This is a genomic window from Limnohabitans sp. MORI2, assembly GCF_027925025.1.
GTDB lineage: Bacteria > Pseudomonadota > Gammaproteobacteria > Burkholderiales > Burkholderiaceae_C > Limnohabitans.
The window spans coordinates 2228111-2251937 of record NZ_AP027058.1 but is presented as its reverse complement, the minus strand read 5'-3'; the positions used below and the strand labels follow the sequence as shown (position 1 = coordinate 2251937).

29 protein-coding genes are annotated in these 23827 nt (G+C 56.8%); 16 read left to right on the top strand and 13 right to left on the bottom strand.

Annotated elements, in window-relative coordinates; genetic code table 11:
• Window positions 1-33: 33 nt before the first annotated feature.
• Window positions 34-624, bottom strand: a complete 591-nt coding sequence (locus QMG27_RS10745; RefSeq protein ID WP_281811214.1) for an ATP-binding cassette domain-containing protein — start codon at window positions 622-624, stop codon at window positions 34-36.
• A 62-nt stretch (window positions 625-686) separates the two neighbouring features.
• On the opposite strand from QMG27_RS10745, the gene QMG27_RS10740 reads away from it, so the two are divergent.
• Window positions 687-1721 (top strand): alpha/beta fold hydrolase, encoded by a 1035-nt coding sequence (locus tag QMG27_RS10740; RefSeq protein ID WP_281811212.1) that lies wholly within the window; start codon window positions 687-689, stop codon window positions 1719-1721.
• Here the strand turns inward: QMG27_RS10740 and QMG27_RS10735 are convergent.
• Genes QMG27_RS10735 through QMG27_RS10725 form a run of 3 tightly spaced genes read right to left on the bottom strand, consistent with a single transcriptional unit; the run spans window position 1690 to window position 5588 of the window.
• Entirely contained in the window at window positions 1690-2814 is a 1125-nt protein-coding gene (locus tag QMG27_RS10735) for a class I SAM-dependent methyltransferase (RefSeq protein ID WP_281811210.1), read from the bottom strand. The genes QMG27_RS10740 and QMG27_RS10735 overlap by 32 nt on opposite strands.
• 39 nt (window positions 2815-2853) lie before the next feature.
• Window positions 2854-3627, bottom strand: coding sequence for a hypothetical protein (locus tag QMG27_RS10730; protein ID WP_281811208.1), 774 nt, complete (start codon window positions 3625-3627; stop codon window positions 2854-2856).
• Complete coding sequence (locus tag QMG27_RS10725) at window positions 3624-5588, bottom strand: S8 family serine peptidase (RefSeq protein WP_281811206.1); 1965 nt, start codon at window positions 5586-5588, stop codon at window positions 3624-3626. The genes QMG27_RS10730 and QMG27_RS10725 overlap by 4 nt, the downstream gene beginning before the upstream one ends.
• 101 nt (window positions 5589-5689) lie before the next feature.
• Here QMG27_RS10725 and QMG27_RS10720 point away from each other — a divergent pair, with 101 nt between their 5' ends.
• From QMG27_RS10720 to QMG27_RS10690, 7 genes are all read left to right on the top strand, one after another.
• On the top strand, window positions 5690-6427 hold the full coding sequence (locus tag QMG27_RS10720; RefSeq protein WP_281811204.1) for an endonuclease/exonuclease/phosphatase family protein: 738 nt from the start codon (window positions 5690-5692) through the stop codon (window positions 6425-6427).
• Entirely contained in the window at window positions 6424-7605 is a 1182-nt protein-coding gene (gene clsB, locus QMG27_RS10715) for a cardiolipin synthase ClsB (protein ID WP_281811202.1), read from the top strand. The genes QMG27_RS10720 and clsB overlap by 4 nt, the downstream gene beginning before the upstream one ends.
• A 46-nt stretch (window positions 7606-7651) precedes the next feature.
• On the top strand, window positions 7652-8350 hold the full coding sequence (folE, locus tag QMG27_RS10710) for a GTP cyclohydrolase I (RefSeq protein WP_281811200.1): 699 nt from the start codon (window positions 7652-7654) through the stop codon (window positions 8348-8350).
• A 4-nt stretch (window positions 8351-8354) separates the two neighbouring features.
• Window positions 8355-8780, top strand: a complete 426-nt coding sequence (locus QMG27_RS10705; RefSeq protein ID WP_281811198.1) for a BLUF domain-containing protein — start codon at window positions 8355-8357, stop codon at window positions 8778-8780.
• A 19-nt stretch (window positions 8781-8799) separates the two neighbouring features.
• Window positions 8800-9705: an EamA family transporter gene (locus QMG27_RS10700; RefSeq protein WP_281811196.1), complete on the top strand. Its 906-nt coding sequence runs from the start codon at window positions 8800-8802 to the stop codon at window positions 9703-9705.
• Window positions 9702-10535, top strand: a complete 834-nt coding sequence (locus tag QMG27_RS10695) for a DUF429 domain-containing protein (protein WP_281811194.1) — start codon at window positions 9702-9704, stop codon at window positions 10533-10535. The genes QMG27_RS10700 and QMG27_RS10695 overlap by 4 nt, the downstream gene beginning before the upstream one ends.
• Before the next feature lie 76 nt (window positions 10536-10611).
• Window positions 10612-11157, top strand: a complete 546-nt coding sequence (locus QMG27_RS10690; protein WP_281811192.1) for a hypothetical protein — start codon at window positions 10612-10614, stop codon at window positions 11155-11157.
• Here the strand turns inward: QMG27_RS10690 and QMG27_RS10685 are convergent.
• Window positions 11154-12422 (bottom strand): DUF4113 domain-containing protein, encoded by a 1269-nt coding sequence (locus QMG27_RS10685; protein WP_281811189.1) that lies wholly within the window; start codon window positions 12420-12422, stop codon window positions 11154-11156. The genes QMG27_RS10690 and QMG27_RS10685 overlap by 4 nt on opposite strands.
• 43 nt (window positions 12423-12465) lie before the next feature.
• On the opposite strand from QMG27_RS10685, the gene QMG27_RS10680 reads away from it, so the two are divergent.
• From QMG27_RS10680 to QMG27_RS10670, 3 genes are all read left to right on the top strand, one after another.
• Entirely contained in the window at window positions 12466-12750 is a 285-nt protein-coding gene (locus tag QMG27_RS10680) for a type II toxin-antitoxin system HicA family toxin (RefSeq protein ID WP_281811188.1), read from the top strand.
• Entirely contained in the window at window positions 12747-13079 is a 333-nt protein-coding gene (locus QMG27_RS10675) for a type II toxin-antitoxin system HicB family antitoxin (RefSeq protein WP_281811186.1), read from the top strand. The genes QMG27_RS10680 and QMG27_RS10675 overlap by 4 nt, the downstream gene beginning before the upstream one ends.
• 75 nt (window positions 13080-13154) lie before the next feature.
• Window positions 13155-13412 carry a TfoX/Sxy family protein gene (locus QMG27_RS10670; protein ID WP_281811184.1) on the top strand — a complete coding sequence of 86 codons (258 nt, stop codon included), beginning with the start codon at window positions 13155-13157 and terminating at the stop codon, window positions 13410-13412.
• A gap of 8 nt (window positions 13413-13420) precedes the next feature.
• On the opposite strand, the gene QMG27_RS10665 is transcribed toward QMG27_RS10670, so the two are convergent.
• Window positions 13421-15103 carry a SulP family inorganic anion transporter gene (locus tag QMG27_RS10665; protein ID WP_281811182.1) on the bottom strand — a complete coding sequence of 561 codons (1683 nt, stop codon included), beginning with the start codon at window positions 15101-15103 and terminating at the stop codon, window positions 13421-13423.
• A 91-nt stretch (window positions 15104-15194) separates the two neighbouring features.
• Here QMG27_RS10665 and QMG27_RS10660 point away from each other — a divergent pair, with 91 nt between their 5' ends.
• On the top strand, window positions 15195-15677 hold the full coding sequence (locus QMG27_RS10660; protein WP_281811180.1) for a thermonuclease family protein: 483 nt from the start codon (window positions 15195-15197) through the stop codon (window positions 15675-15677).
• Here QMG27_RS10660 and moeB read toward each other — a convergent pair.
• The 3 genes from moeB to gpmA all read right to left on the bottom strand — a co-directional run bounded on the left by moeB (window position 15637) and on the right by gpmA (window position 18696).
• A complete protein-coding gene (moeB, locus tag QMG27_RS10655) occupies window positions 15637-16398 on the bottom strand; it encodes a molybdopterin-synthase adenylyltransferase MoeB (RefSeq protein WP_281811178.1) in 762 nt (253 codons plus the stop codon). The two genes, QMG27_RS10660 and moeB, sit on opposite strands and share 41 nt — an antisense overlap.
• A 16-nt stretch (window positions 16399-16414) precedes the next feature.
• A complete protein-coding gene (locus QMG27_RS10650; RefSeq protein WP_281811176.1) occupies window positions 16415-17875 on the bottom strand; it encodes a S41 family peptidase in 1461 nt (486 codons plus the stop codon).
• 77 nt (window positions 17876-17952) lie between these two features.
• Window positions 17953-18696 (bottom strand): 2,3-diphosphoglycerate-dependent phosphoglycerate mutase, encoded by a 744-nt coding sequence (gene gpmA, locus QMG27_RS10645; protein WP_281811174.1) that lies wholly within the window; start codon window positions 18694-18696, stop codon window positions 17953-17955.
• A gap of 92 nt (window positions 18697-18788) precedes the next feature.
• Between gpmA and QMG27_RS10640 the strand changes: the two genes are divergently transcribed.
• The 4 genes from QMG27_RS10640 (at window position 18789) to QMG27_RS10625 (ending at window position 21029) form a co-directional block, all read left to right on the top strand.
• Window positions 18789-19196: a rhodanese-like domain-containing protein gene (locus QMG27_RS10640; protein WP_281811172.1), complete on the top strand. Its 408-nt coding sequence runs from the start codon at window positions 18789-18791 to the stop codon at window positions 19194-19196.
• A 30-nt stretch (window positions 19197-19226) separates the two neighbouring features.
• Window positions 19227-19484: a glutaredoxin 3 gene (grxC, locus tag QMG27_RS10635; protein ID WP_281811170.1), complete on the top strand. Its 258-nt coding sequence runs from the start codon at window positions 19227-19229 to the stop codon at window positions 19482-19484.
• Between the two features lie 81 nt (window positions 19485-19565).
• Complete coding sequence (gene secB, locus QMG27_RS10630; RefSeq protein ID WP_281811168.1) at window positions 19566-20012, top strand: protein-export chaperone SecB; 447 nt, start codon at window positions 19566-19568, stop codon at window positions 20010-20012.
• A gap of 21 nt (window positions 20013-20033) precedes the next feature.
• Window positions 20034-21029 (top strand): NAD(P)H-dependent glycerol-3-phosphate dehydrogenase, encoded by a 996-nt coding sequence (locus tag QMG27_RS10625; protein WP_281811166.1) that lies wholly within the window; start codon window positions 20034-20036, stop codon window positions 21027-21029.
• On the opposite strand, the gene QMG27_RS10620 is transcribed toward QMG27_RS10625, so the two are convergent.
• From QMG27_RS10620 to panB, 4 genes are read right to left on the bottom strand one after another with little or no spacing between them, the layout of a single operon-like run.
• Window positions 21016-21582, bottom strand: coding sequence for a hypothetical protein (locus QMG27_RS10620; protein ID WP_281811164.1), 567 nt, complete (start codon window positions 21580-21582; stop codon window positions 21016-21018). The two genes, QMG27_RS10625 and QMG27_RS10620, sit on opposite strands and share 14 nt — an antisense overlap.
• A 40-nt stretch (window positions 21583-21622) precedes the next feature.
• Window positions 21623-21958: a hypothetical protein gene (locus QMG27_RS10615; protein ID WP_281811162.1), complete on the bottom strand. Its 336-nt coding sequence runs from the start codon at window positions 21956-21958 to the stop codon at window positions 21623-21625.
• Window positions 21959-22018: 60 nt separating this feature from the next.
• Entirely contained in the window at window positions 22019-22882 is an 864-nt protein-coding gene (gene panC / locus QMG27_RS10610; RefSeq protein ID WP_281811160.1) for a pantoate--beta-alanine ligase, read from the bottom strand.
• A 36-nt stretch (window positions 22883-22918) separates the two neighbouring features.
• The gene (panB, locus tag QMG27_RS10605) at window positions 22919-23791 is read right to left on the bottom strand and encodes a 3-methyl-2-oxobutanoate hydroxymethyltransferase (RefSeq protein ID WP_281811158.1); all 873 of its coding nucleotides are present in this window, start codon (window positions 23789-23791) and stop codon (window positions 22919-22921) included.
• Window positions 23792-23827: the final 36 nt, after the last annotated feature.

The window sequence follows — 23827 nt, the reverse complement described above, 5'->3', positions numbered from 1 at the left end:
GCTCCTTTGGGAGCCTTTTTTCATGTCTGCGATTTATTGTGATTCGTCTAAGTTGAGCACGCTCGCCAGTGGCAAATGGGTCGGAGCTTCGTAATCAGCCACGATCCATGCGCGACTGGGGTGCTCTGCCGCTTCTCGCAAGAACTCATGGATGACGCGAACCGATGCAAGGTCGAGTGCGGCAAACGGTTGGTCTAGCAAAGTCACGGTTGCGCCTGATGCCAAAGCCGCTACCACCATCACTTTGCGGCGACTGCCAGCTGACAGCATGTTGAGGCGCTTGTCGAGGTGTTGTGTCATGTCGAGTTCTTCCGCCAAGTCTTGCAGTAGGTCTTGGTTCCAGCGCGGGTAGTGCGCACGCAATGCGTCCCAACTGGCTTGCACGGTAGTGCTGTCGTGCGCAGCATCTTGCAGGTCCACCCAAAACACGCCACCTTTGGGTGTTGTCACTTGGCCCGCTGTGGGTTGCACATCACCTGCTAACAAACGCAGCAGCGTGGTTTTGCCTTTGCCTTCATCGCCACACACCCAGCTCACACCAGGTGTCCAAGCAAAAGACAAGTTGTTCAGTGGGCCCCAAGTGACGCTTTGGACCGCGAGTTGAAATGTGGTTGCGCTAGACATGGCCTTATCGTACGCAAAACAAGCGTGTGATCTGCTGTGTATCGACTAGGATGATTGCAGTTATGACCGTCTCTCAATTCCCCGCTCTTCAGTTTCCTCTGTCTAAAGGCAGCCGCCACTTGGCTTATAGCTCGGTGGGTGATGTCAATAGCCCGCATGTGCTGTTGTGCTTGCCCGGCTTGTTAGAAACCCGTGCCACGTTTGACCCGCTGCTGCAAGCGGCTGATGGTCTGCAAGGCTTGCGAGTGATCAGTGTGGACTTGTGTGGCCGAGGGGACTCCAGTTGCTTGCCAGGTGACAAGGGGTACACCATGCAGGTGTATCTAGAAGACATTGAACATTTCATTCGCCATGAGTTGATGCCCGATGGCAAGCCTGTGCCGCACATCGACGTGTTGGGCACCAGCATGGGCGGCATCTTGGCCATGTACTTGGCGCACGATGCCCATAACCACGTCAGTGGTTTGTTCTTCAATGACATTGGCTTGGATTTGCCATGGATGTCGATCTACGGTTTGTACGACGGCATGAAGCAAGCAGGTCGCTTGCCAACCCCAGAAGAAATGGCAGAACAGTTCAATGTGAGCATTGGTGCCGTGCTGGCCGTGCAGTCACCCTCGCACTTCGATTTGCCTTACCGCAAAGATTGGAAGGGGATGAAGTTTGGTCATTTGCTGAATGGTTTCAAAGGCCCGGTGCGTTTGATGCACGGTGGTAACTCGGGTGTGTGCACGCCACAGCAAGTCAAAGCGTTGCAGCGCGAATTTGCCAAAGCACAGGTGCTGGAAGTGGCCGATGCGGCGCACCCAGTGCCGTTCAACGCGGTGGTGAATCAGTTTGTGTTGCAAGCACTTCATTTACCTGCTGCCACGCCAGCCAAACCAGACCCCGTGCACCAAGCCCCTGTGCAGCAGGCGCTGCAAACGACGATGCCGTTTGATACACCAGTCGCAGCACCTCAGCCCAAAGCTATGCCTGAACTTTTGGCGGAACCAGAGCCTGTTCAGCCAGCGGCAGCGACAGTTCAGGAGGGCACTGAACCACGCGTGGGATTGCTGGGCTTGCTCAAGCAGCTGCTAGGCGCCACAAAGAAGTAACTTCTTTGGCGCGCGCTGCGTGCAGCGGGTCGGTTTCGTCAGTGGCTTTGCCATGACGCGGTTTGATGTCGTGGCGGTCCACCAACTTGAGCCCCGCCTCACTGATCCAACAAATCAGTTCTTCACGCGTGCGCAGTCCCAAGTGCTCGGCCAAGTCAGACATGATGAGCCAGCCTTCGCCATTGGGCGCAAGGTGTTCACGCAACCCACTCAAGAAACCACGCAGCATGCGGCTGCCTTCGTCGTACACCGCGTGCTCAATGGGCGAACTAGGACGCGCAGGGACCCACGGCGGGTTACACACAATCAGCGGTGCTTGGCCTTCTGGGAATAGATCGGTTTGCACCAAGGCCACTTTGTCGATGCGCTGCAAGCGTTGCAGGTTCTCGCGCGCACAGGCAAGGGCGCGTGGGTCTTGGTCTGTGGCGACGATGCGTTGCACGCCGCGTTTGGCCAACACTGCAGACAACACACCTGTGCCCACGCCAATGTCAAACGCGAGCGATTTGTCTTTGATCGGCGCATTCGCCACGAGATCCACATACTCACCACGAACCGGCGAGAACACGCCGTAATGCGGGTAGATGCGGTTGTTGGGTGCGTCGTCCAAGGCCGCAATCTCCACGCCTTTTTTGCGCCACTCATGCGCTCCCACCACACCCAAAAGTTCGCGCAGCGACACCATGCAGGCTTCGCCGTTGGCTGGACCCCACGCTTCGGTACAGGCTTGTTTGAGGTCAGGTGCGCGGCGCAGGGGGATGGTGTAGTCGCCTTCTAAGGGAACGATGACCATGGCCAAGATGCGGGCGCGTTGGCCTAATGTCAAGCGGTGTGCATTGAAGGCTTGCACGGGTGTGAGGTCAACCTCTGACTTTTTGTTTTTCTTAGGTTTACGTTCAGTGCGACGGGCCAAGGCTTGCAGCAGTTGACGTGCATTGTGAAAGTCACCTTGCCACAACAAACCTGTGCCCTCGCAAGCGAGTCGATAGGCCGTGTCGGCCGACATCGTGTCGTCAGCAGCCACCACGCGACGGGGCGCTGCAGCGCCGCTTTCGGCGCGCCAGGTGGGGTAGGTGTCTAGTGGAGTGAGCATGGCGGCATCATAGTGGGCGCTGCCATGCATACGGCGTGTTTAGGGCGCCGCGAATTCCCAAATGGCGCCGACTTGCCAGCGATCGCTCTCTGGCTCGAGCCAATTCTTGCCGCCCATGGGTACAGTGTTGGAGTCGGCCAAGTGGGTATAGCGCACAAAAGGTCGGAGGGCGTCGCCATTGGATAAACCAAGCTTCATGCTGAGCTGCGCATACTGCCCACCGTGCTGGGTGTTGGTGATGTCTTGGTAGCTGTGATTCACTTCCGAAAGTTTGGAGGTGTGACGTCCGTAAATCAGCACACCGGCATCGATGGTCCACATGTCACCACTGGACCAGCGCACAGGTAGCCACAACTGCGTTGCACCGCGTTGGTAGCCGCCATAGGTTGTCCCTTGAAAGGTGGTGGTGCCCCGCAGGTCATTCCATAAGGTGTGCATTGCCAAGCCAGAAAACCAGCCTTCTTGTGTGACTGTTTCACTGAACAGGGGGACCAAAGCACGCCAGCGTGTTTCAAGATTGGTCACATTGTTGAGGCTGCCCGAGTTGATGCTGGTGTATTTTTGTTTGCCTAAAAAAACATCGCCTTCAAACTGGGCGTTTGGCATCTCTGCCCAATGCGACAAGCGCGCGTGCAGTCCTGCCTCAGGCCCTTTGAGTTGCATCAAATTAGGCTCTTTGTAGTGGTTGATGCCACCGCTCACACCCCATTGAATAGGCGCAGTTTGTGGTGAAGCATCTTGCCCCCATGCCAGTGCACTGAAGAGGCTGAGGCAAATGCCTGTGATGTATGCAAAGCGAGTGGTGTGTGTCATTGGTTTTGAATTCGAATCATGCGAATGGTCGGATTATTGAAGATGGTCAAACGTGTGGTGTCAGCTGTCGAGACGCTGACCGAGCCTGATTGGCTGCTTGTGCTCAGTGCCGCATAAAGTGTGACGGTGACTTTATTAGCAGCCAAGTTGGCATTGGTTCGCACATCGGTGATTCGAACAGAGCCAACCTTACCCGTGAAACGATAGAACAATGCGTTGGCCGTTCCAGTGTCATACGCTTGTGTGGTGCAAGCCATCGCACCGACGTAGCCCGGTTTGCTAAATAAGCAAATTTGCGCTTGGGCAATCGCGGTGTCATTGTTGGTGTTGTTGGTGCTGGATGCTGCCCCGTTGCTTTCGGAGATGCCCAGCAAGCGATAGCCACTGGCGGTTAAACGCAGCGCAGGTCGTGTGAGGGTTTGAGTGCCGTCATTCACACTGAGGTGCATGGCGGATGAACCACTTAAACCCAAAGCCGCAATGTCAGTGACCAAAGCACTCTCGACGTCAGCCAAAGTCGCGTTAGGCTTGACGCTATACAGTGCGGCAACGCCACCTGAGGTCAGGGCTGTTGCGGGCGATGTGCCAGCGACTTCCTGCCAGCAATCAAAGTTGTTTGCTGTGGGGCACAACACCGGCAATGCATAGCGCCCAGAACCATCGACATCGCCGCCTAAGGCAATCAATTTGGTTTGTGCACTGAAATTGGCATAGCTGGCTAAACCGCTGTAATTCAACTTGGCGGCAGATACGCTGAGGGTATTGCTCACACATGCGGGGAATGAAATGGCATTTCTTGTGCCCCCATTGCCCGTGGCAACGATAGGCAGGACGCCTTGGTTACGCAAGTTGCTAAATGCCGTTTTGAACAGGCCGCCCACGTAGTCTGTGTCACACGCCGCCGTGTAGCTGCCACCGCCCAAACTCATGTTCATGACCACGATGGGCGCTTGCCCTGCTGCACGCCGGCGACGCGCTTCATTGGTGACCCATTCAATGCCAGCCAGCAAATCTCCCGCTGAAGCGGACAGGCTTTTGCCTGTGCTGGTGATGGTCTCGCTAAAAACCTGAATCGGCAAAATTTGTGTGTTGGGTGCAATGCCTTTGGCGACAACCCCATTCGCGCTGTAATTCATGCCAGCCGCAGCAGCCATGCCTGTGCCGTGACCGCAGCCCGCCAGAATGGCCTCGTCACGCGTTCCACTCCATGTGTCAGCACAGCTTCGACCTGCTGTTGATGTGGTGGTGTCTGAGCTTTGACCATTGGGGCAAAACCCTTTTCCGCCATTGGATGGCGTGGAAAAGCAAACCCCATTGAGAATCTTGTTGTTACCCAATGCAGGATGATTGTTCTCGACGCCAGAGTCCATCAGCGCAATCACTTGACCTGTGCCATCGGCCACACGGGCATTCAGCGTTGGTTGTGCGGTTGAGCCGTCAAAACTGAGTTTGATCGCATCGTTGGTTCTGCTAACCGTGTTGCTGGTGATGCTTTGCGTAGACATAGGAATGTCAGCATGTACAGCGCTGACCCCTTTGATTCTGGGAAGTAGTCCTAATTCGCAAGCATTGAGATCAATGCGCACCACATTGCCAGAACTGGGTGTGTGGGCTTGGTTGATGCGTGTTGCCAAATCAGAGGTGGTGCAGTTGCCACCGGTTGCACCGTTTAAGGCTTGCCCTGCATTCGCCTGGAGAGAGGCCAAAAAGTTTTTTTGACTTTGCACGCGTTGCTCATCGGCTGTTTGATAGGCGGTGATTAACCCTGAAACCGAGGTGCTGCTACTGTCTAACGCGACAAAAACGGATGCTGTGTCGTCGTTGTTATCCGGGGTTATGTCTTGCACCTGTGCGGCAACGGTGGCATTGGGTACATCGCTCAGTGCGTTGCCGCCCGATCCGCCGCCGCATCCAGTCAGAATGAGGGTGAGGACGAGGGGAACGACGAAGCGATGATTCATGATCTGTAGCATGTGGTTGGATATATTTGAACGCTATCAATCGATCGTGCCTATGCATTTTAAAGAGGGCTTTACATTTCAAGTCATCCGTTAATGAATTCATGAATACTTTTCGCATAGCAACCTACAACATTCACAAGGGCGTGCAAGGCTTGGGCCCAGCGCGTCGCTTGGAAATCCATAACCTCGGGCACGCCGTCGAGCAGTTTGATGCCGACCTTGTGTGCTTGCAAGAAGTTCGTGGCTTTAATCGTCAGCAAGAGCGTCGTTTCAAGCACTGGCCTAAGCAAGGGCAAGCTGATTTTTTAGCGCCCGAGGGCTACACGCCGGTGTATTGCACCAATGCCATCACCAAACACGGTGAGCATGGCAATGCCTTGCTCAGCCGTTGGCCTGTGTTGCAACATCGCCATGAAGACATGTCAGACCATCGCTTAGAACAACGAGGCTTGTTGCATGTGTCGGTGGATATGCAGGGGCGAGTGGTGCATGTCATCGTGGTGCACTTGGGGCTGCTGCCAGGCAGCCGTATTCGGCAAACGCAGCAGTTGCATGATTTCATCGCACGCGAAGTGCCTGCCGATGCCCCACTCTTGGTGGCCGGCGATTTCAATGATTGGGGCAACGCTGTCGCCAAAATGATGGACACCGTGGGGTTACACACCAACGAAGACAAACCACATGCCACCTATCCCTCGCGTTTACCGCTGGTGCAGCTCGATCATGTGTACGCGCGTGGCGTGCACCGTGTGGCTACCCATGTGCCGCGAGGTCCAATTTGGGGTCGAATGTCTGACCACTTACCCCTGCTGGTTGAGTTTGCGTGGGATGCGCCATGAACACCCAACACGCCGCACATGACATTCGTTTGTTGCGCAGCGGCGTGGCGTTGTTTCCTGCACTGATCGATGCGTTTGACCATGCGCAACATGAAGTGCTGCTGGAAACGTATATCTTCGACTTTGCGGGGGCAGGTGGCGAGGTCGCCCGAGCTTTGGTGCGCGCTGCGCAGCGTGGCGTACGTGTCTGCGTGGTGGTCGATGGTGTGGGTACAGGCGCCTTACCACTTGAGTGGGCGCGGCGTTTTGAAAATGCAGGGGTGCAGTGCCGCGTGTATTCGCCCCTGACGGGTGTGGGCTTTTGGTTGCCCAGTCGTTGGCGGCGCTTGCACCGCAAACTGTGTGTGGTGGACCGTGATGTGGCATTTTGCGGCGGCATCAATTTGTTGGATGACTTCATTGATCCCAACGTGCCGGAGGGCCTAGAGCAACCGCGTTTGGATTACGGTGTGAGTTTGCGCGGTCCTTTGGTGGCGCATGTGCACGATGCCATGTCTCAACTGTGGTCACGCATTGAGGCGATGCGTGAGTTGCGTAGCCAAGACATTGCAGGTGCGTTTGAGGCCTTGCGCAGCGCAGATCAAGGCCTTGCGTTGCCTACGCACGGTACCGTGCAATTGGTGCTGCGCGACAACGTGCGTCACCGCACGCAAATTGAGCGTGCGTATCGCAAGGCCATTGGCGCAGCACGGCACGAGGTGGTGGTGGCCAGTGCGTATTTCTTTCCAGGCTTACGCTTGCGTCGCGCCTTGATGCTGGCTGCGCGCCGTGGTGTGCGCGTGCGTTTGCTGCTGCAAGGTAAGTACGAGTATTTTTTACCCTACCGTGCTTCACGCCAGCTCTACAGCCAACTCTTGACGGCAGGCGTAGAAATTTACGAGTACCACGCCAGCGTGTTGCACGCCAAAGTGGCAGTGGTCGATGGCCATTGGGCCACCGTGGGCTCGTCTAACTTAGATCCCTTTAGTTTGTTGTTAGCGCGCGAGGCCAATGTGGTGGTGCGTGATGCAGCCTTTGCCCAACGCTTACAAGACAGCTTGCACCAAGCCATTCAAACCGGTTCCACCAAAGTCGAGGCCAACAGCTTTGCGCAACGGGGGTGGTGGCAACAACTGGTGGATTGGGGGGCTGCTCTGGTGCTGCGTTTTGGCGTGTTTTTAACGGGTAAACGCTACTGAAGACGCTGTCCTGTAGGGGCTTTGCTTCGCTGATACCATCATCCCCATGACTGCAAAAGACAACTTCGAAGGCACGCCCGTATCTGTCAAGATACGCGAGCGCATCACTGCCGCCCGCAAACGCTTTCATAGCAACGACAACATCGCCGAGTTCATCCAACCCGGCGAATTAGAAGCCTTGCTCGACGAAGTCGAAAGCAAGATGCAAGGCGTGCTCGATAGCTTGGTGATTGATACCGAGCACGACCACAACACGGGCGACACCGCACGTCGCGTGGCCAAGATGTACTTGCAAGAAGTTTTCAAAGGCCGCTACGTCAAAGCGCCGGCCATCACCGAATTTCCCAACGCGGAACACCTCAACGAGCTGATGATTGTCGGCCCCATCACCGTGCGCAGCGCTTGTAGCCATCACTTTTGCCCCGTGATTGGCAAAATTTGGATTGGCGTGTTGCCCAATGAGCGCACCAACGTCATTGGCCTGTCCAAGTACGCACGCTTGGCCGAATGGGTCATGGGTCGTCCCCAAATTCAAGAAGAAGCTGTCGTCCAACTCGCCGACCTCATTCAAGAAAAAACACAGCCCGATGGCTTGGCCATCGTGATGGAAGCTAGCCATTTCTGTATGTCGTGGCGCGGGGTGAAAGACATGGACAGCAAGATGATCAACTCGGTCATGCGTGGCGCTTTCTTGAAAGACCCCAATTTGCGCCGCGAATTTTTGTCTCTGATTCCTAAAGGTTGATGCCATGCTCGTTCGTTTGTTGTATGTGAGCCGCTCTGTTCATCCCGAAACACCTGAGCAAACCGAATCCATCTTGGCTAGCTCGCGCGAGCACAACTTGGCCAATGGCATCACGGGTGTGCTGTGCTATGGCGGTGGGATTTATTTGCAAGCCATCGAAGGTGGCCGCAATCAAGTCAATGCGCTTTACAGCCAAATCGTCAAAGACCCACGTCACAAAGACGTTGTGGTGCTTGCCTATGAAGAAATCACCGAACGCCGCTTTGGCGGTTGGACCATGGGTCAAGTGCGCTTGGACAAACTCAACCCATCCATCGTGTTGAAGTACTCCGAAACGCCAGAGCTTGACCCCTACAGCGTGTCGGGTCAGGTCTCGTTTGCGTTGCTGGAAGAACTGATGGCCACTGCGTCCATCATCGGTCGCGCCTGAGGCGCTTGTTGGTTAGCGCTTGAGCGCCAACGCTCTCTCCATCGTTTTACTCGCAGGGCTGCTGCATGCTTTGTGGAACATCCTCGCTAAGAAAGCGGGCGGTGATGCACGCTTTGCTTGCTTCACCGCAGGCGTTGCCATGGTGGTTTGGGCTCCTGTAGGGGTTTGGATCGGATGGGATGTGTTGCCGCAGTGGGGTGCATGGGAGTGGGGTTTTGTCATCGCCAGTGGCGTGTTGCACGTGCTGTACTTTGTGGTCTTGCTACGCGGTTATCGCCATGCTGATTTGACCGTGGTGTATCCCTTGGCGCGTGGCACAGGCCCCTTGTTGTCATCGCTGGTGGCCTTGGTATGGTTGGGCGAATCCATGTCGTACATCGGTGCTTTGGGTGTTGCGGGTGTAGTGAGTGGTGTGTTCTTAATTGCTGGTGGGCCTAAGCTCATCACCGATTGGCGACGTGCCGATGTGGTCAATGACGCGCAGCTGGTATCTCAACGCCTGTGCCGCGCAGGCTTGCGCTATGGCGTGCTGACGGGCCTATTCATTGCCAGTTACACCGTGGTGGATGGCTATGCGGTGAAGGTGCTGTTGATGTCGCCAGTCTTGTTGCACTATTTGGAAAACTTGACTCGCTTTGCCTTGTTGACGCCTGTGGTGTTGCGCGACCGACCCGCCGCTTGGACGCTGTGGCGTCAACAGTGGAAGTACGCGCTCATCGTCGGTACGGTCACGCCCATTTCGTATGTGCTGATCTTGTATGCCATGCAAACCTCGCCTTTGTCTTTGGTAGCACCTGCACGTGAGGTGTCTATGCTTTTTGCGGCGCTCATTGGCGGGCACTTGTTGGGTGAGGGCGACCGTTGGTTACGCGTGCTTGGTGCCTTGCTCATTGCTGCGGGGGTGGCGATGTTGGGGCTGGCATGACCGCTTCGCCATGCCTATTGGGATGCGACTTCAGCAGCAGCCCTACCCCACGAAAACCTATTGTTGTGGCGCTGGGCCACGCCAAAGCAGGACGCGTGCAACTACAAAGCCTGCTGCGGTTTGACACCTTGGTCTCTTTTGCTGATTGGCTCAAACAGCCTCAAGCGTGGGTGGGTGGCTTTGACTTGCCTTTTGGCTTGCCACGCGAATTGGTCGAAGCTTTGGGTTGGCCCACCGACTGGTTGCCCTGCATGCAGCACTACACCGCACTCAGCCGCGCCGACATACGTGCCACCTTCAAAGCCTTTTGCGATGCGCGCCCCGTGGGTGGCAAGTTTGCCCATCGCGCTACCGATACCCCCGCAGGCTCCAGCCCATCCATGAAGTGGGTCAACCCGCCCGTCGCCTACATGCTGCATGCGGGTGTACCGCTGCTCATCGAGGCGGGCGTCACGCTGCCACGCTTACACATGGCAGACCCATCACGTATTGCGCTGGAGGCCTACCCGGGTTTGTTGGCGCGTGAACTCATTGGCAACATCAGCTACAAAAGCGACGACAAAGCCAAACAAACCCCTGAGCGTTTGATCGCCCGAAAGCAACTGCTCCAAGCCCTCGAAGTGGGGCAAACTCGTTTGAACCTGCGTCTCAAGCTCACCCACGCTCAGCATGACATCTTGGTGGACGATGCCAGCGGCGACAGCCTAGACGCGGTGCTCTGCATGGTGCAAGCCGCGTGGGCCCAAACTCAATACGAAGCGGGTGATTTGAACTACGGCCTGCCCATGTGTGACCCGCTGGAAGGCTGGATCGTGACGGCAGGTCTATGAATTAATCCGGGTTAATTTGTAATCCATTTTAGTTATAGTTGCGTATCGCAACAAAACTGCATGGCGCAGGATTTTTATGGATCGCAAAGACTGGCTGTTCCCTTTGCTCGCTGGCTTGATTGGCGTCATCGGCACACTGAGCGGGAGTTGGGTCACGAACTACCAACACGAACGTGCGAGCACACGCCAAGTGCAAACAGATCTCGCCAAACAACTCGCGGGTGAACGGGCCGCTGAATTCAAAGCCCTCAAAGAAGCTGGGTTGCGGTACATGACCGCCACCGATGCCATGGTCAACAGCCTTGTGTTTTCAACTGCGCGTGACAAAGCCTTGGCCGAGCTGTTGACCGAACATTTGCGAACTGTGCAAAACGCGGGTAACGATGTGGCTTTGACCACCGACGATGATCTGGCGCGTCACACCATGGCCCTGAACCAAAGCTTGGCTCGTTTGCTCATGCCCAGTTCTAAACCGATGGAGCAACGCTTGGCCGAACTCAATCTACAAGTGATTGACTGGATCAAACAGTTCAAGCGCAGTTTGGATGTGCTGAAAGCTCAAAACGAAGAAGCGTTAAGCCGACGCGCCAGTGTGCAAATAGCTGCCCCCTTGACGCGTTAACGCTCCGACTCCAAATCCGGTATCCGGTTAAACGCAATCCGCATCGGCGCGTGGTCTAGCCCCGCTTGGGCGCTGGCGAAGTACACCGTGTTTTTGCCGTGCTTGCCGTTCAGGGCATCGAGTGCGGCCATGAGTTTGCTGCGGTCTTTTGGGGCCGTTGCACGCGTTGATGTTGCACCCACAGGCTCAGCGCCATCGCCGAATAAATCCATCGTGTGTTGCACCGCAGGCACCAAGCCGTGCAGTTGCACGCCCACGCTCACGGGCTTGGGCCAACGGTGCAAGCCGCTGTGCCACAGCGTGTCGAGGGTGTGCAGCAAAAACGCGGTGTCTTGCGTTTCGCCCACCTGGGCTGCGCGCTCGTCGCCCTCATGTTGGCCGCGTGCGTTGCGCCAGCGTATATGCACGCTCATGCTGGTGGCATACACCTGTTGCTTGCGCAGGCGCATGGCTGCTTTTTGCGTGAGGCGGTTGAGCACCGCCAACGCGCCTGCGGGGTGGCGCAAGTCGGGCGGCAGCACATGCGAGTGGCCCAGCGAACGCGCCACCGTCTCACGCGGGCCGTACCACTGGCCGCGCAGCTTGTCGTACATCTCGGCCCCTGCCACGCCGCCCCAAGCAGTGCGCAACAGCTCGCGTGGCGCGGCATACAGCTGCTCCACCGTGTGAATGCCGCAGGCGTTCAGCCTGCGTTGCATGCGCGGGCCAATGCCGTTGATGGCCGACAACTTGAGCGCGTACAACCGCTGCGGCAACTCGTGCGCTTGCAGCATCGTCAGCCCATCGGGCTTTTGCATGTTCGACGCCAGCTTGGCCAGCAAGGTGTTGGGCGCAATGCCCACCGACGTGCGCATGCACTCGCCCAGCTGCGCCACCACCTCGGCCTTCACGCGCTGCGCCAAAGCTAGCGCACGATCGGGCGCTTGCCAGCGGCCTGTGAGCTCGCACTCCATTTCGTCAATCGACAGCACTTGGCGCACAGGGGCCGTGGTGTCCACCACCGCCACCGCGCGGTGGTGCATCTCCACATACTTGGCGTGGTCGGCCAGCACGATGGCAATGTCAGGGCACAGTCGCCGCGCCTCGGCCACCCCAGTGCCCGTGCCAATGCCCAACGCCTTGGCCTCATAACTCGCGGCAATGCAGCACGACGTGTCGGCCAACACCGGCACCACCCCCACTGGCCGCCCACGCAGCGCGGGGTTGAGTTGTTGCTCAACCGAAGCGAAGTAGCTGTTGAAATCGACGAAGAGGGAACGGAGCATAATTACTGTATTTAAACACAGTAATTTTTGAGGGGTGTTGTCTATGCTTGCACTTTTTGATAGCATTGTTCGCGTCAACACCAAACACCGTAAAACGCTGCGCGCTGTGTTTGCCAAACCCACCTCGGCCTCGTTGGTGTTTACAGACATTGAGTCGTTGCTGGTAGCCCTAGGCGGTGAGGTGTATGAGCGAGAGGGCTCACGCGTAAAGATCATCCTCAAGGACGAGCAATGGCGCTGCCACCGCCCGCACCCAGGTAAAGAAGCCAAGCGGTATCAGGTGGAAGAAGTGCGTGAGTTGTTAGAACGAATCGGAGTGAAGCCATGAGCACCATGACCTACAAAAACTACATTGCACGCATCGAGTTTGATGAGCGCGACAACATCTTTGTGGGCCGCGTTTTGGGCTTGCGCAGCATCATCAGTTTTCACGGGGAAACCGTGTCTGAACTTCGCCACGAGTTTGAAGTGGCCATTGATGATTTTTTGAACGACTGCAAGGAACAAGGCATCACGCCCGAAAAGCCTGCATCAGGCAAGCTCATGCTGCGTGTGCCGCCAGAAACGCATGGCGCGGCTTTGGTGGCTGCGCAGGCGGCGGGTAAGAGTTTGAATCAGTGGGCGACTGAGGTGTTGCAGTCGGCAGTTCATGCTTAGGCATTTTGATACGGTGATGAATATGTATTCTTTGCAGCCTCTCAAAAGAGATCGGTTAATCTTGAGTTGCAGACCATGACCCTTTCAGAACTTCCTAATCTCGGTCTGAAGTCTCAGCACATGCTTGCGTTGGCGGGTATTACCACTGTGGCTCAACTTCAAGAATTGGGCTCTGTCGTTGCTTTTGCACGAGCCAAACAAGCGGATGCCCGTGTGAGCCTCAATTTGTTATGGGCCTTGGAGGGGGCATTAACGGACCAGCCTTGGCAGACGGTTGCACGTGAGCACCGAACCAGTCTTTTGCTGGCGCTTGAGGCCTATCAACGTAGATAGTTAATCCGCTAAATACACCACCCCATATCCGCTGGCAAAGCCTCTAGTTGCCTGAGCTGCTGAATCGCCTCCGCATCGGTGCGGTACATCTTGAGCAAGGGGTGGTCTTGCAGGCAACCGGCGCGGCGCAGCACGGTTTCAACGGGGAGCTTCATGCCGCTGATGTGCAGCGTCACGTCGCGTTCGCGCAGCAGGGCTTCTAGTTTGGCCAAGGTTTCTACGCCGGTGGCATCCACGCGGTTGATGGGCAGGGCAAACAGGCACACATGGCGCACGCTGTGGTGCTGGGCCAAGTGCTCCATCACGGCGCGTTCGAGCGAGCTGGCGGCAGCAAAGTCCAACTCAGCGTCCATGCGCAGGGCGTAGAGGTGTGGGGCTAAGGGGGGCAGCTTCCACAGGTGGCGGTCGCGTAGGCTGCCGTCGTCGTGCAGGCCGACTTCGATGATGCGTGGGTGCAAGCGCGTGTGCAAAAAGTGGCTCAGCCCCATGACCACACCAGCCAGCACGCCCCAATACAAACGCGGGGCCGAGAGCAGGGTGATGACAAACGTCACAGCTGCCGTGGCGGCCTCGACCCGATCAATGCGATAGAGCTGCACAAAGGCGCGTGGTTTGATGAGCCCCAACACCGCTGCCACCACGATGGCCGCCAGCACCGATTGCGGCACAGGCTGCAGCACAGCGGTGAAGAACAAGAGAATGACCAAAATCACCGCCACCGAAAAGATGGTGGCCCATGCCGACTGCGCGCCTGCATAGAGGTTCAACGCCGAACGGCTGAATGACGAACTGGTAGGAAACGCGCCGCACAAACCCGACGCTACTTTGGCCAAGCCTTGACCAATCAGGTCTTGGTCTTGGTCCCAGCGTTTGCCGCTGCGGTCGTTGTCGACCTTGGCGCTGGATGCGGTTTCTAAAAAGCTCACCAGCGTGATGACCAAGGTGGGCAGCACGAGTTGGCGAAACACATCCCACTCGATGAGCGAGGGAACAAAGAGCGCGGGCAAACCTTGCGGCAACGCGCCCACCACGGCTGTGCCTGCTGCTTCCAGCTCTAGAGCCCAGCTGGCCGCTGCGGCCCCCAGCACCACCACCAACACGGTGGGGAATGTGGGACGCCAACGACGTGCCCACACTAGCAACAGCAGAGTGACAACGCCAAACACCAAGCTGGCCCAGTCGATGGCCGAGCCGGTGAGCACGGTCGACCAACCTGGCGTGAATCCCAACAAGGCTGGCATTTGCGACGAGATGATGAGGACACCCGCACCTTGTGTGAACGCCATCAACACCGGCGAGCTGACCAAGTTGAGCAACCAGCCAAAACGTGCAAAGCCCAGCACCACTTGCAGCAAGCCAGTCATGAGTGACAGCCACACCGTGAGGTTGACCCACTCTGCGCTGCCCGGCGTGGCCAGACCACCCAAAGAGGCCGACACCAAAATGGCCGTGAGGGCCGTAGGCCCCACCGACAAACGCTGGGACGCACTGAACAACACCGCCACCAAGGCCGGCAAGAGAGAGGCGTAAATACCCGTGATGAGCGGCATCCCTGCCAGCGCCGCATACGCCACGCCCTGTGGAATGACCATGAGGCCCACGCTCAGGCCCGCGAAGGCTTCGCTTTGAAGGAGCTGTGTGCTGGGCTTGGGCCAGCTGAGAAACGGGAGCCAGTGCTTCGCAAAATACATCAGCCAATCGTAATAGATGCTTTGCCCATTTCTGCTCCGTGATTTGCACAATGCCTCAACGAATGGAGAGACGATGCCTCTGAATTGGCGAATGCAATGCTTGATAGGTGCCATGTTGTGTGCATGGGCTATGCATGCGCAGGCATGGCTGGGCGTGGTGACTCATGTGAGCGATGGCGACACGGTGTGGGTGCAGCCACTGCAAGGTGGCGAGGCGCACAAGGTGCGGCTGTTGGGCATCGATGCCCCCGAGATTTGCCAGCCGTGGGGCCCACAGTCACGCGCTGCTTTGCACGCTGCATTGCAAGGCCAAGTGGTGGAGGTGCGTGCCCGTACGCGTGACAGCTATGGCCGTTTGCTGGCGCAGCTCACGCGCCAAGGCAGCGATGTGGGGGCGTGGATGGTGGGGCAGGGCTATGCGTGGTCGTACAGCTACAAAAACAACGCAGGCCCCTATGAGGCGCTGCAGCTGCAGGCGCAAACGCAGCACTTGGGTTTGTTCTCAGATGGGCGGGCGTTGCAGCCGAGGTGGTTTAGGAAGCGCTATGGGTCGTGCCACACACCGAGCAGCTAGGGTTGCGTTGCAAGCGCATCTCGTTCCACTCCATGCCACGGCCATCGAGCATTTGCAGGCGGCCCGTCAGGCGCGAGCCAATGCCCGTGATGAGCTTGACGGTTTCCATGGCTTGCATCGTGCCAATCACACCCACCAGTGGCGCAAGCACGCCCATCGTTGAACAACGCACTTCTTCAGGCGCATTAGAAGGCGGGAAGATGCAGGCGTAGCAGGGCGATTTGTCGTCACGCGCGTCGTACACCGCCAGTTGGCCATCCATGCGAATGGCCGCGCCCGAGACGAGCGGCACTTTGTGTTTCACACATGCAACATTCACCGCTTGGCGGGTGGGGAAGTTGTCGCAGCAGTCCACCACCACGGTGACAGTGGGTACGAGGGTATCTAGCTGAGTGGCGTCTAGCTTGTGGCGCAGCGCCGTGACGCGTACTTCGGGGTTGAGCGCCAACATGGCTTGTGCAGCTGACTCAACCTTGGCGTGCCCCACACGCGCCGTGGTGTGGGCAATTTGGCGTTGCAGGTTGGTGAGGTCGACCGTGTCATGGTCGGCAATCGTGATGTGACCTACACCACTGGCTGCCAAATACATGGCCACCGGAGAACCCAAGCCGCCTGCACCGACGATCAGCACATGGCTGTCGACCAAGCGTTGCTGGCCTTCGATGCCCACATCGTCAAGCAAGATGTGGCGTGAATAGCGCAGCAGTTGATCGTCGTTCACGGCGGCTTAGAACGGTTTATTTTTCTTTTTTCTCAGCAGGACGCTCTGTTTGCGTCTTGCTCACCAACACCGTTTGGCCTTTGAGACGGTTCAAGGCTTGTTGCAGCTGGAAGTCTTTGTCGCTGCCAAACTCAGGTGGACGGCGTTCGCTGTTGGGCTTTTTGGATTCTTCTTCCAAACGCTTCAGAGCTTCTTCACGGGCCTTCTCTTTTTCTTTTTCCTTAGCGGCGTCTTTGGCATCTTTGCCTTGACCGCTTTCTAAGTGCTTGTCGAGGTCGGCTTCACGCATGCGCAAGATGGCATAGGGGCTGCCCTCTGCGGTGTCATCCACCAACACATCGGGCACGATGCCTTTGGCTTGAATGCTGCGACCGCTCGGCGTGTAGTAACGCGCGGTAGTGATTTTCAAAGCAGTGTCTGGGCCCAACTGGCGGACAGTTTGCACCGAGCCTTTGCCAAAGGTTTGGCTGCCCATGATGGTGGCACGCTTGTGGTCTTGCAAAGCGCCCGACACAATTTCGCTGGCAGAGGCCGAGCCTTCGTTCACCAAGACCACCAAGGGGATGGTGCGGTAAATGCCTTTGGTGTTTTGATGCAAGCGAGCCACGGGGTCATTGCCGCCGCTGCGGCGGTAGAACTCGGGCGACGCTTTGTAAACAAACTTGCTTTCAGCCAATTGGCCGTTGGTGGACACCACGTTCACGTTCTCTGGCAAGAACACGGCAGACACAGCCACGGCGGCGTCGAGCAAACCACCTGGGTCGTTGCGCAGGTCAAGCACCAAGCCTTTGAGCTTGGGTTCTTGTTTGTAGATTTCTTCCAGCTTCTTGGTGAAGTCGTCCACCGAGCGGTCTTGGAATTGGCTCAGGCGAATCCAGCCATAGCCGGGCTCCATCACCTTGCCTTTGACACTTTGTGTTTTGATTTCCTCGCGCACGATGTTCACGGGGAAGGTGCGGTTTTCATCTTTGCGATAAATGGTGAGCATGACCTTGGTGCCAGGCTCGCCACGCATGCGCTTGACGGCTTCGTTGAGCGACAAGCCCTTGACGGCGGTGTCATCAATCTTGGTGATCATGTCGCCAGACTTCATGCCCGCGCGGAAAGCGGGTGAGCCTTCAATCGGTGACACGATTTTGATCAGACCTTCTTCTTGGGTGATTTCAATGCCTACGCCCACAAAGCGACCGGTGGTGCCTTCGCGGAATTCTTTGAAGGTCTTTTTGTCGTAGTACTGCGAGTGTGGGTCGAGGCTAGCGACCATGCCGGTGATGGCATCGGTGATGAGTTTTTTCTCGTCCACAGGTTCGACGTAGTCGCTCTTGACCATGCTGAAAACAGCAGCGAGTTGTTGCAGTTCTTCCAGCGGCAGCGGGGCCATATTGGCGCGTGCAGCGGTTTGCAACGAGACGGTGGTCAGTGCGCCGGTCAGGGCGCCGAGGGCGACCCAGCCTGCAATCTTGAGTTTTTGACGCATGTGGCCTTCGAGAAATAACAAATTTAATAAGTGCCCAATATACAACGCGCCCAGTGGGCGCGTTGTAAGTACGACGATTAGGCTTTGCCTTGTGTGGCTACTGCGGCGGCGGCTTTGGCAGCGGCTTCGGCGTCACCCAAGTAGTAGTGGCGGATGGGCTTCAAGTTTTCATCCAGCTCGTACACCAAGGGAATGCCGTTGGGGATGTTCAAGCTCACGATGTCTTGGTCGCTGATGCCGTCCAAATACTTGATCAAAGCGCGGATCGAGTTGCCATGTGCCGCGATGACCACTCGCTTGCCAGACTTGATGGCGGGGGCGAGGGCTTCGTTCCAGAAGGGGACCACGCGAGCCACGGTGTCTTTCAAACATTCAGTCAAGGGCACGGGGTTGGGCTCGAAGCGGGTGTAGCGAGGGTCGTTGCGCTCGCTGCGGGGGTCGTTGGCTTCCAACTCGGGAGGTGGTGTGTCGTAGCTGCGGCGCCAAACCAGCACTTGCTCGTCGCCATATTGCTTGGCCATATCGGCTTTGTTCAAGCCTTGCAAGCCGCCATAGTGGCGCTCGTTCAAACGCCAGCTTTTGACCACGGGCAACCAGGTGCGATCCATTTCGTCCAAGGCCAAGAAGAGGGTGCGAATGGCACGCTTCAGCACGCTGGTGTAGGCCACGTCAAACTCATAGCCTTCGGCCTTGAGCAGCTTGCCTGCGTTTTTGGCTTGTTCGACGCCGGTGGGGGTGAGGTCCACATCGGTCCAGCCGGTGAAACGGTTTTCAAGGTTCCAAGTGGATTCGCCGTGGCGGATTAATACGAGCTTGTACATGGTTTAAATCAACAGAGTCAGTGAAAGATTGGTTGTGATTTTAGAATGCTGCCCTGACTCGATACTTTTAACCCCCTGAACTGGATTCCCCCGTGAAATTTATTCTCGACAACTGGATGTTGATCACCATCGCTTTGAGCAGTGGTTTCTTTTTGCTGCTGCCCGTGGTGCAAGGCGCAGCGGCCAGTGGCATCACGCCCACCGAAGCTGTGCAATGCATGAACCGCGAAAAAGGCGTGGTGGTGGATGTGTGCGGTGCAGACGAATATGCGCAAGGCCACATCAAAGGTGCTGTGAACGTTCCGCTGGACGAATTGGAAGCCCGTTTAGACAAAGTTGTGAAAAACAAAGGCACGCCCGTCATCATGGTGTGTGCGGCTGGTGCGCGCTCGAAGCGTGCTCAAGCCATTGCCCAAAAACTGGGTTACGAGAAGGTGCATTCGCTCAATGGCGGGCTCAAAGCATGGAAAGAGGCTAATCTGCCTGTGGCGAAAGCCTGATTGTTGGCCTATTCACTCGGAGAACACACCATGTCACCCGTCAAGATGTACACGACCGCCGTATGTCCTTACTGCATTCGCGCCAAGCAACTGTTGCAAAGCAAAGGCGTGACGCAGATTGAAGAAATCCGCATTGACACCAACCCCGAACAACGTGCGCACATGATGGAAATCACCGGTCGCCGCACCGTGCCGCAAATCTTCATTGGCGACACCCATGTGGGCGGTTGCGACGATTTGATGGCTTTGGATGCCAAAGGCGGCCTGCAGCCGTTGTTGCAGTCGTGAGCTGACATAATTCAACTATCCCGATTAGCTGCCCGCTTCGGTATGTCCGATGCGGGCTTTTTTGTGTACTAGGAAAAAACAATGTCAGAAGAACAAGCAACACCCGTCTTTCAAATTCAACGCGTCTATTTGAAAGACCTATCTTTGGAGCAACCCAACTCCCCTGCCATCCTCACCAGCACAGAGCAACCTTCGGTGGACATTCAGTTGGGCGTGGGCATGGAACAAGTGGCCGATGGCATTGTGGAAGTGACCGTGACAGCCACCATCACCACCAAGATTGAAGATAAAACTGTGTTCTTGGTCGAAGCCAAGCAAGCGGGTATTTTTGAAGTGCGTAACTTGCCCGACGACCAAATGGGTCCCGTCATTGGCATCGCTTGCCCCCAGATCATTTACCCCTACCTGCGTGGCAACGTGGCCGATGTGATTCAACGCGCTGGTTTCCCACCTGTGCACTTGGCTGAAATCAACTTCCAAGCCATGTACGAACAACAGCAGCAACAAGCAGCTGCCTCTGTTCAGTAAATCTGCTCTTAGGGCATCGACGTGAAGGTTGCCGTTTTAGGTGCAGGCGCGTGGGGCACAGCATTGGCGATTAATGCGGGCGCACACCACACCGTGACCCTGTGGGCGCGCGATGCGCGCCAAGCGCAAGCTATGCAGGCGGAGCGTGTGAACACACGTTATTTGCCTGAGTTGCCCTTTACCGCCGGCGTGCAAGTATCGTCAGCACCTCTTGGCCCTTGGTTGGCCGAGCAAGATTTGGTGGTCATCGGTTCACCTATGAGCAGCCTGCGTGGCATGCTCACGCAACTCGCGCCCATTTTGGGTAGCAAGGTGCCTGTGGCATGGCTTTGCAAAGGCTTTGAAGCGGCTTTGGATGGTGTGGGCTTGATGGCTCACGAAGTGCAAGCCCAAGTGGCCCCCGCGTTGCGCGGCGGTGCGCTCAGTGGCCCCAGCTTTGCGCAAGAAGTGGCACGCTGCATGCCCACCGCCTTGGTGGCTGCCAGCAACGACGCTGCGGTGCGCGACGCCATGGTGCAAGCCTTTCACAACAACAGCCTGCGTGTGTACGCCAACGATGACATCGTGGGCGTGGAGGTGGGCGGTGCGGTGAAAAACGTGTTGGCCATCGCTACAGGTTTATGCGATGGATTGCAGTTGGGATTGAATGCCCGTGCTGCACTCATCACTCGCGGCTTGGCCGAAATTACGCGCCTCGGCGTGGCATTGGGCGCTAAGACTGAAACCTTCATGGGCCTCTCGGGCTTGGGCGACTTGGTGCTTACCGCCACAGGCGATCTGAGCCGCAACCGCAAAGTGGGCCTCGCTTTGGCCCAAGGCATGACGTTGCAACAAGCGGTCGACTCACTCGGCCACGTGGCTGAAGGCGTGTACTGCGCCCGTACTGTGGCGCAACGTGCGCAGCACTTAGGTGTAGAGATGCCGATTGCGCAGGCTGTCGTGGCGTTACTTGACGGTAAGACCACGCCAGTACAGGCGGTTGCTGAATTGATGGGGCGCGGAGCTAAGGGCGAATAACGCTTTGTGTGTGAAGGTCGTATAACTTTGCCAACACTGCAAAGCTGAGCATCAAGATGAGGCTTCCTAAAAAGTCTCCCACAGACATGGCGAATGCTCGGGTGAAAAAGTCTTTGTCCACAGACAAATGTTCTAGCGCGAAGAAACCATTCACCACTGCTCCGTGCACACACGTTGCACACAGATCGATGATCGGGATATGGATGAAGCGTAGGTTACGAATGTCGTCGTCAATTCCAAGCATGCGTTTCATGAGTGCCACGACTGCCAGCGTGCTAAAGCCACTCAACGCTGGATAGACCACATAAAACCAAAGGGGTTGATCAGGCCAAAAACCTGGGGTGACATAGGCGAGGGCAATGACCGTCCCGAGAACACCCCAAAAGCCAGAAATCAAGGCCGCAAGTAGCTTGACCCCTGCAGGTAAGAACACCAGAGAGATGCCAGGGGCATAACTTTCGACCAAATCAAATGACCAAGAGATTTCAAACAGTGCGAAGTACAGCGCACCAAACAGAGCGCAGAGCAATATTTTTTCTGTCAGGTACTTCACATCAAACCAACCGTCTGAAACTCAGCTCAAGCACACACGATTAAGTCAAAGATTCTTTCAGCACTTGCCCCAGTGCGTCAAAGTAAGCGTCAGTTTTGGCTGTGGGGTGAATGTATTTGGTCCGACGATTCGTGCCTTCGAATGCAAATTCGACATAGCCCGTTTCCAGCAGAGTCGATAGTTTGCGATGCAATGTTGCTGGTGAAGCAATGCTTTGTAGTTGCATGGCATCAGTTACTGTGAGGGCCTTGTGGTTTGAATGCCGCAGACTCACGACTTCCAGTAATTTTTGCGCAGTCAAGTCAATCTCGGCATCGACTTGATGACCACTTAAAACTTCCTTAAGGTGAAGAAATCGAATAAACGTGGATTTCATAAACTAATTTATAAAAGTTATCGATATTGTATCCGTTGCGGCTTGGCTGAATAGCTGCTATCAAACCTCCAAGTTATCAATCAATCGCGTCTTACCCAGCTTAGCCGCACCCAGCACCACCAGCGGCTCAGCGCATGGCCCGTTCACGGGTGACAAGTCATGCTGACGGCGTAGGGTGATGTAGTCAGGGACCCAGCCGCGTTGGCGCAGGGCATCCATCGCAGCGGCTTCGGCGGCCGTCACATCTAGCTGGCCTGAAGCATTGCCTGCACGGGTCGCAGCAGCCAAGCCTTTCAAAGCCATCGACAGTTGCACAGCTTCGGCGCGTTCTTCGGCGCTTAAATAGCCATTGCGTGAACTCAACGCCAAGCCGTCTTCAGCACGGCGGGTTTCGCCGCCGATGATCTCGATGGGCAAGGCCATTTGCTGCACCAGGCGGCGGATGACCATGAGCTGTTGGTAGTCCTTCTTGCCAAACACGGCCAAGTCGGGCTGCACGATGTTGAACAGCTTGTGCACCACGGTGCTCACGCCCACAAAAAAGCCTGGCCGAAACGCGCCTTCTAAGATATCGGCCAGCTCAGCGGGTGGGTGCACCTTGAACACTTGGGGTTCGGGGTAGAGGTCTTTTTCGGACGGCGCAAAGACCACGTCGCAGCCGTTGGCTTCTAGCAAAGCGCAGTCGTTTTCTAGGGTGCGTGGGTAGGTGTCGAAGTCTTCGTTGGGGCCAAATTGCAGGCGGTTCACGAAGATGCTGGCCACGGTCATACCGCCTGTGGCTGCACGTTTGTCCACCTCTTGGCGGGCCATTTGCATCAGCTCTAAATGGCCTTGGTGCAGGTTGCCCATGGTGGGCACGAAGGCGCGAAGTGTGGCTGGCTCTAGGGCGCGGCGCAGATCCGCGAGGGTGTGAACGATTTGCATGAAACGAAAAAAGGTGGCTTGGGCATTAGGGCTTGATCAAGCCCAAGCGTGTTTGGCGTTGTCGGGGAAAGTACCGTTTTTGACGGCGGCCACATAGGCGCTCATGGCGGCTTGCACGCTGGCTTGGCCTTCCATGAAGTTGTGCACGAACTTGGGGTTTTTGCCCAAGTTGACGCCTAGCATGTCGTGCATGACCAGCACTTGGCCGGCCGTGCCATTGCCCGCGCCAATGCCAATGGTGTGGCAGCTTGGCAGCTCTTGCGTGAGGGCGGTGGACAGTGGTTCGGGGACCATTTCTAGTACCAACATGCTGGCGCCTGCGTTTTGCAGAGCAATGGCTTCTTGGCGCAGTTGGGTGGCCGAGTCGCCACGGCCTTGCACGCGGTAGCCGCCCAAGGCATGCACGGTTTGGGGGGTGAGGCCCAAATGCGCACAGACGGGAATGCCGCGCTCCACCAAAAAATGCACGATGTCGGTGGTCCAGCCACCGCCTTCGAGCTTGACCATGTGAGCGCCCGCTTGCATCAAAACCGTGGCGCTGCGTAGGGCTTGCTCTTTGGACTCTTGGTAGCTGCCAAAGGGTAAGTCGCCAATGATCCACGCTGTGCCTTGCACACGGCGGATGCCACGGGCCACGCTTTCGACGTGGTAGCGCATGGTGTCCAGCGTCACGCCCACGGTGCTGGTGAGGCCTTGGCAGACCATGCCGAGTGAGTCGCCGACCAAGATGCATTCCACGCCAGCAGCATCGGCCACGGCAGCAAATGTGGCGTCGTAGGCGGTGAGCATGGTGATTTTTTCACCACGGGCGCGCATCTCGTTCAAGCGGGGCAAGCTGATGGGCTTGCGGGCGGCGACGGGGGAAGCGGGCGGCAAAGTGCCGTAGGGCGAAGCGTTGGGGTTGCTCATAGAACGTGCGTGGCGCAAAGCCAGTCCTGTGTTGCC

Coding starts and splice junctions, on each gene's coding strand:
- QMG27_RS10680 (WP_281811188.1), top strand. CDS start 12,466: ATGCTTGCACTTTTTGATAGCATTGTTCGCGTCAACACCAAACACCGT.
- QMG27_RS10675 (WP_281811186.1), top strand. CDS start 12,747: ATGAGCACCATGACCTACAAAAACTACATTGCACGCATCGAGTTTGAT.
- QMG27_RS10670 (WP_281811184.1), top strand. CDS start 13,155: ATGACCCTTTCAGAACTTCCTAATCTCGGTCTGAAGTCTCAGCACATG.
- QMG27_RS10725 (WP_281811206.1), bottom strand. CDS start 5,588: ATGAATCATCGCTTCGTCGTTCCCCTCGTCCTCACCCTCATTCTGACT.
- QMG27_RS10695 (WP_281811194.1), top strand. CDS start 9,702: ATGACCGCTTCGCCATGCCTATTGGGATGCGACTTCAGCAGCAGCCCT.
- QMG27_RS10740 (WP_281811212.1), top strand. CDS start 687: ATGACCGTCTCTCAATTCCCCGCTCTTCAGTTTCCTCTGTCTAAAGGC.
- QMG27_RS10735 (WP_281811210.1), bottom strand. CDS start 2,814: ATGCTCACTCCACTAGACACCTACCCCACCTGGCGCGCCGAAAGCGGC.
- QMG27_RS10705 (WP_281811198.1), top strand. CDS start 8,355: ATGCTCGTTCGTTTGTTGTATGTGAGCCGCTCTGTTCATCCCGAAACA.
- panB (WP_281811158.1), bottom strand. CDS start 23,791: ATGAGCAACCCCAACGCTTCGCCCTACGGCACTTTGCCGCCCGCTTCC.
- secB (WP_281811168.1), top strand. CDS start 19,566: ATGTCAGAAGAACAAGCAACACCCGTCTTTCAAATTCAACGCGTCTAT.
- folE (WP_281811200.1), top strand. CDS start 7,652: ATGACTGCAAAAGACAACTTCGAAGGCACGCCCGTATCTGTCAAGATA.
- panC (WP_281811160.1), bottom strand. CDS start 22,882: ATGCAAATCGTTCACACCCTCGCGGATCTGCGCCGCGCCCTAGAGCCA.
- QMG27_RS10615 (WP_281811162.1), bottom strand. CDS start 21,958: ATGAAATCCACGTTTATTCGATTTCTTCACCTTAAGGAAGTTTTAAGT.
- QMG27_RS10685 (WP_281811189.1), bottom strand. CDS start 12,422: ATGCTCCGTTCCCTCTTCGTCGATTTCAACAGCTACTTCGCTTCGGTT.
- QMG27_RS10730 (WP_281811208.1), bottom strand. CDS start 3,627: ATGACACACACCACTCGCTTTGCATACATCACAGGCATTTGCCTCAGC.
- clsB (WP_281811202.1), top strand. CDS start 6,424: ATGAACACCCAACACGCCGCACATGACATTCGTTTGTTGCGCAGCGGC.
- QMG27_RS10650 (WP_281811176.1), bottom strand. CDS start 17,875: ATGCGTCAAAAACTCAAGATTGCAGGCTGGGTCGCCCTCGGCGCCCTG.
- QMG27_RS10690 (WP_281811192.1), top strand. CDS start 10,612: ATGGATCGCAAAGACTGGCTGTTCCCTTTGCTCGCTGGCTTGATTGGC.
- gpmA (WP_281811174.1), bottom strand. CDS start 18,696: ATGTACAAGCTCGTATTAATCCGCCACGGCGAATCCACTTGGAACCTT.
- QMG27_RS10720 (WP_281811204.1), top strand. CDS start 5,690: ATGAATACTTTTCGCATAGCAACCTACAACATTCACAAGGGCGTGCAA.
- QMG27_RS10660 (WP_281811180.1), top strand. CDS start 15,195: ATGCAATGCTTGATAGGTGCCATGTTGTGTGCATGGGCTATGCATGCG.
- QMG27_RS10665 (WP_281811182.1), bottom strand. CDS start 15,103: ATGTATTTTGCGAAGCACTGGCTCCCGTTTCTCAGCTGGCCCAAGCCC.
- grxC (WP_281811170.1), top strand. CDS start 19,227: ATGTCACCCGTCAAGATGTACACGACCGCCGTATGTCCTTACTGCATT.
- QMG27_RS10745 (WP_281811214.1), bottom strand. CDS start 624: ATGTCTAGCGCAACCACATTTCAACTCGCGGTCCAAAGCGTCACTTGG.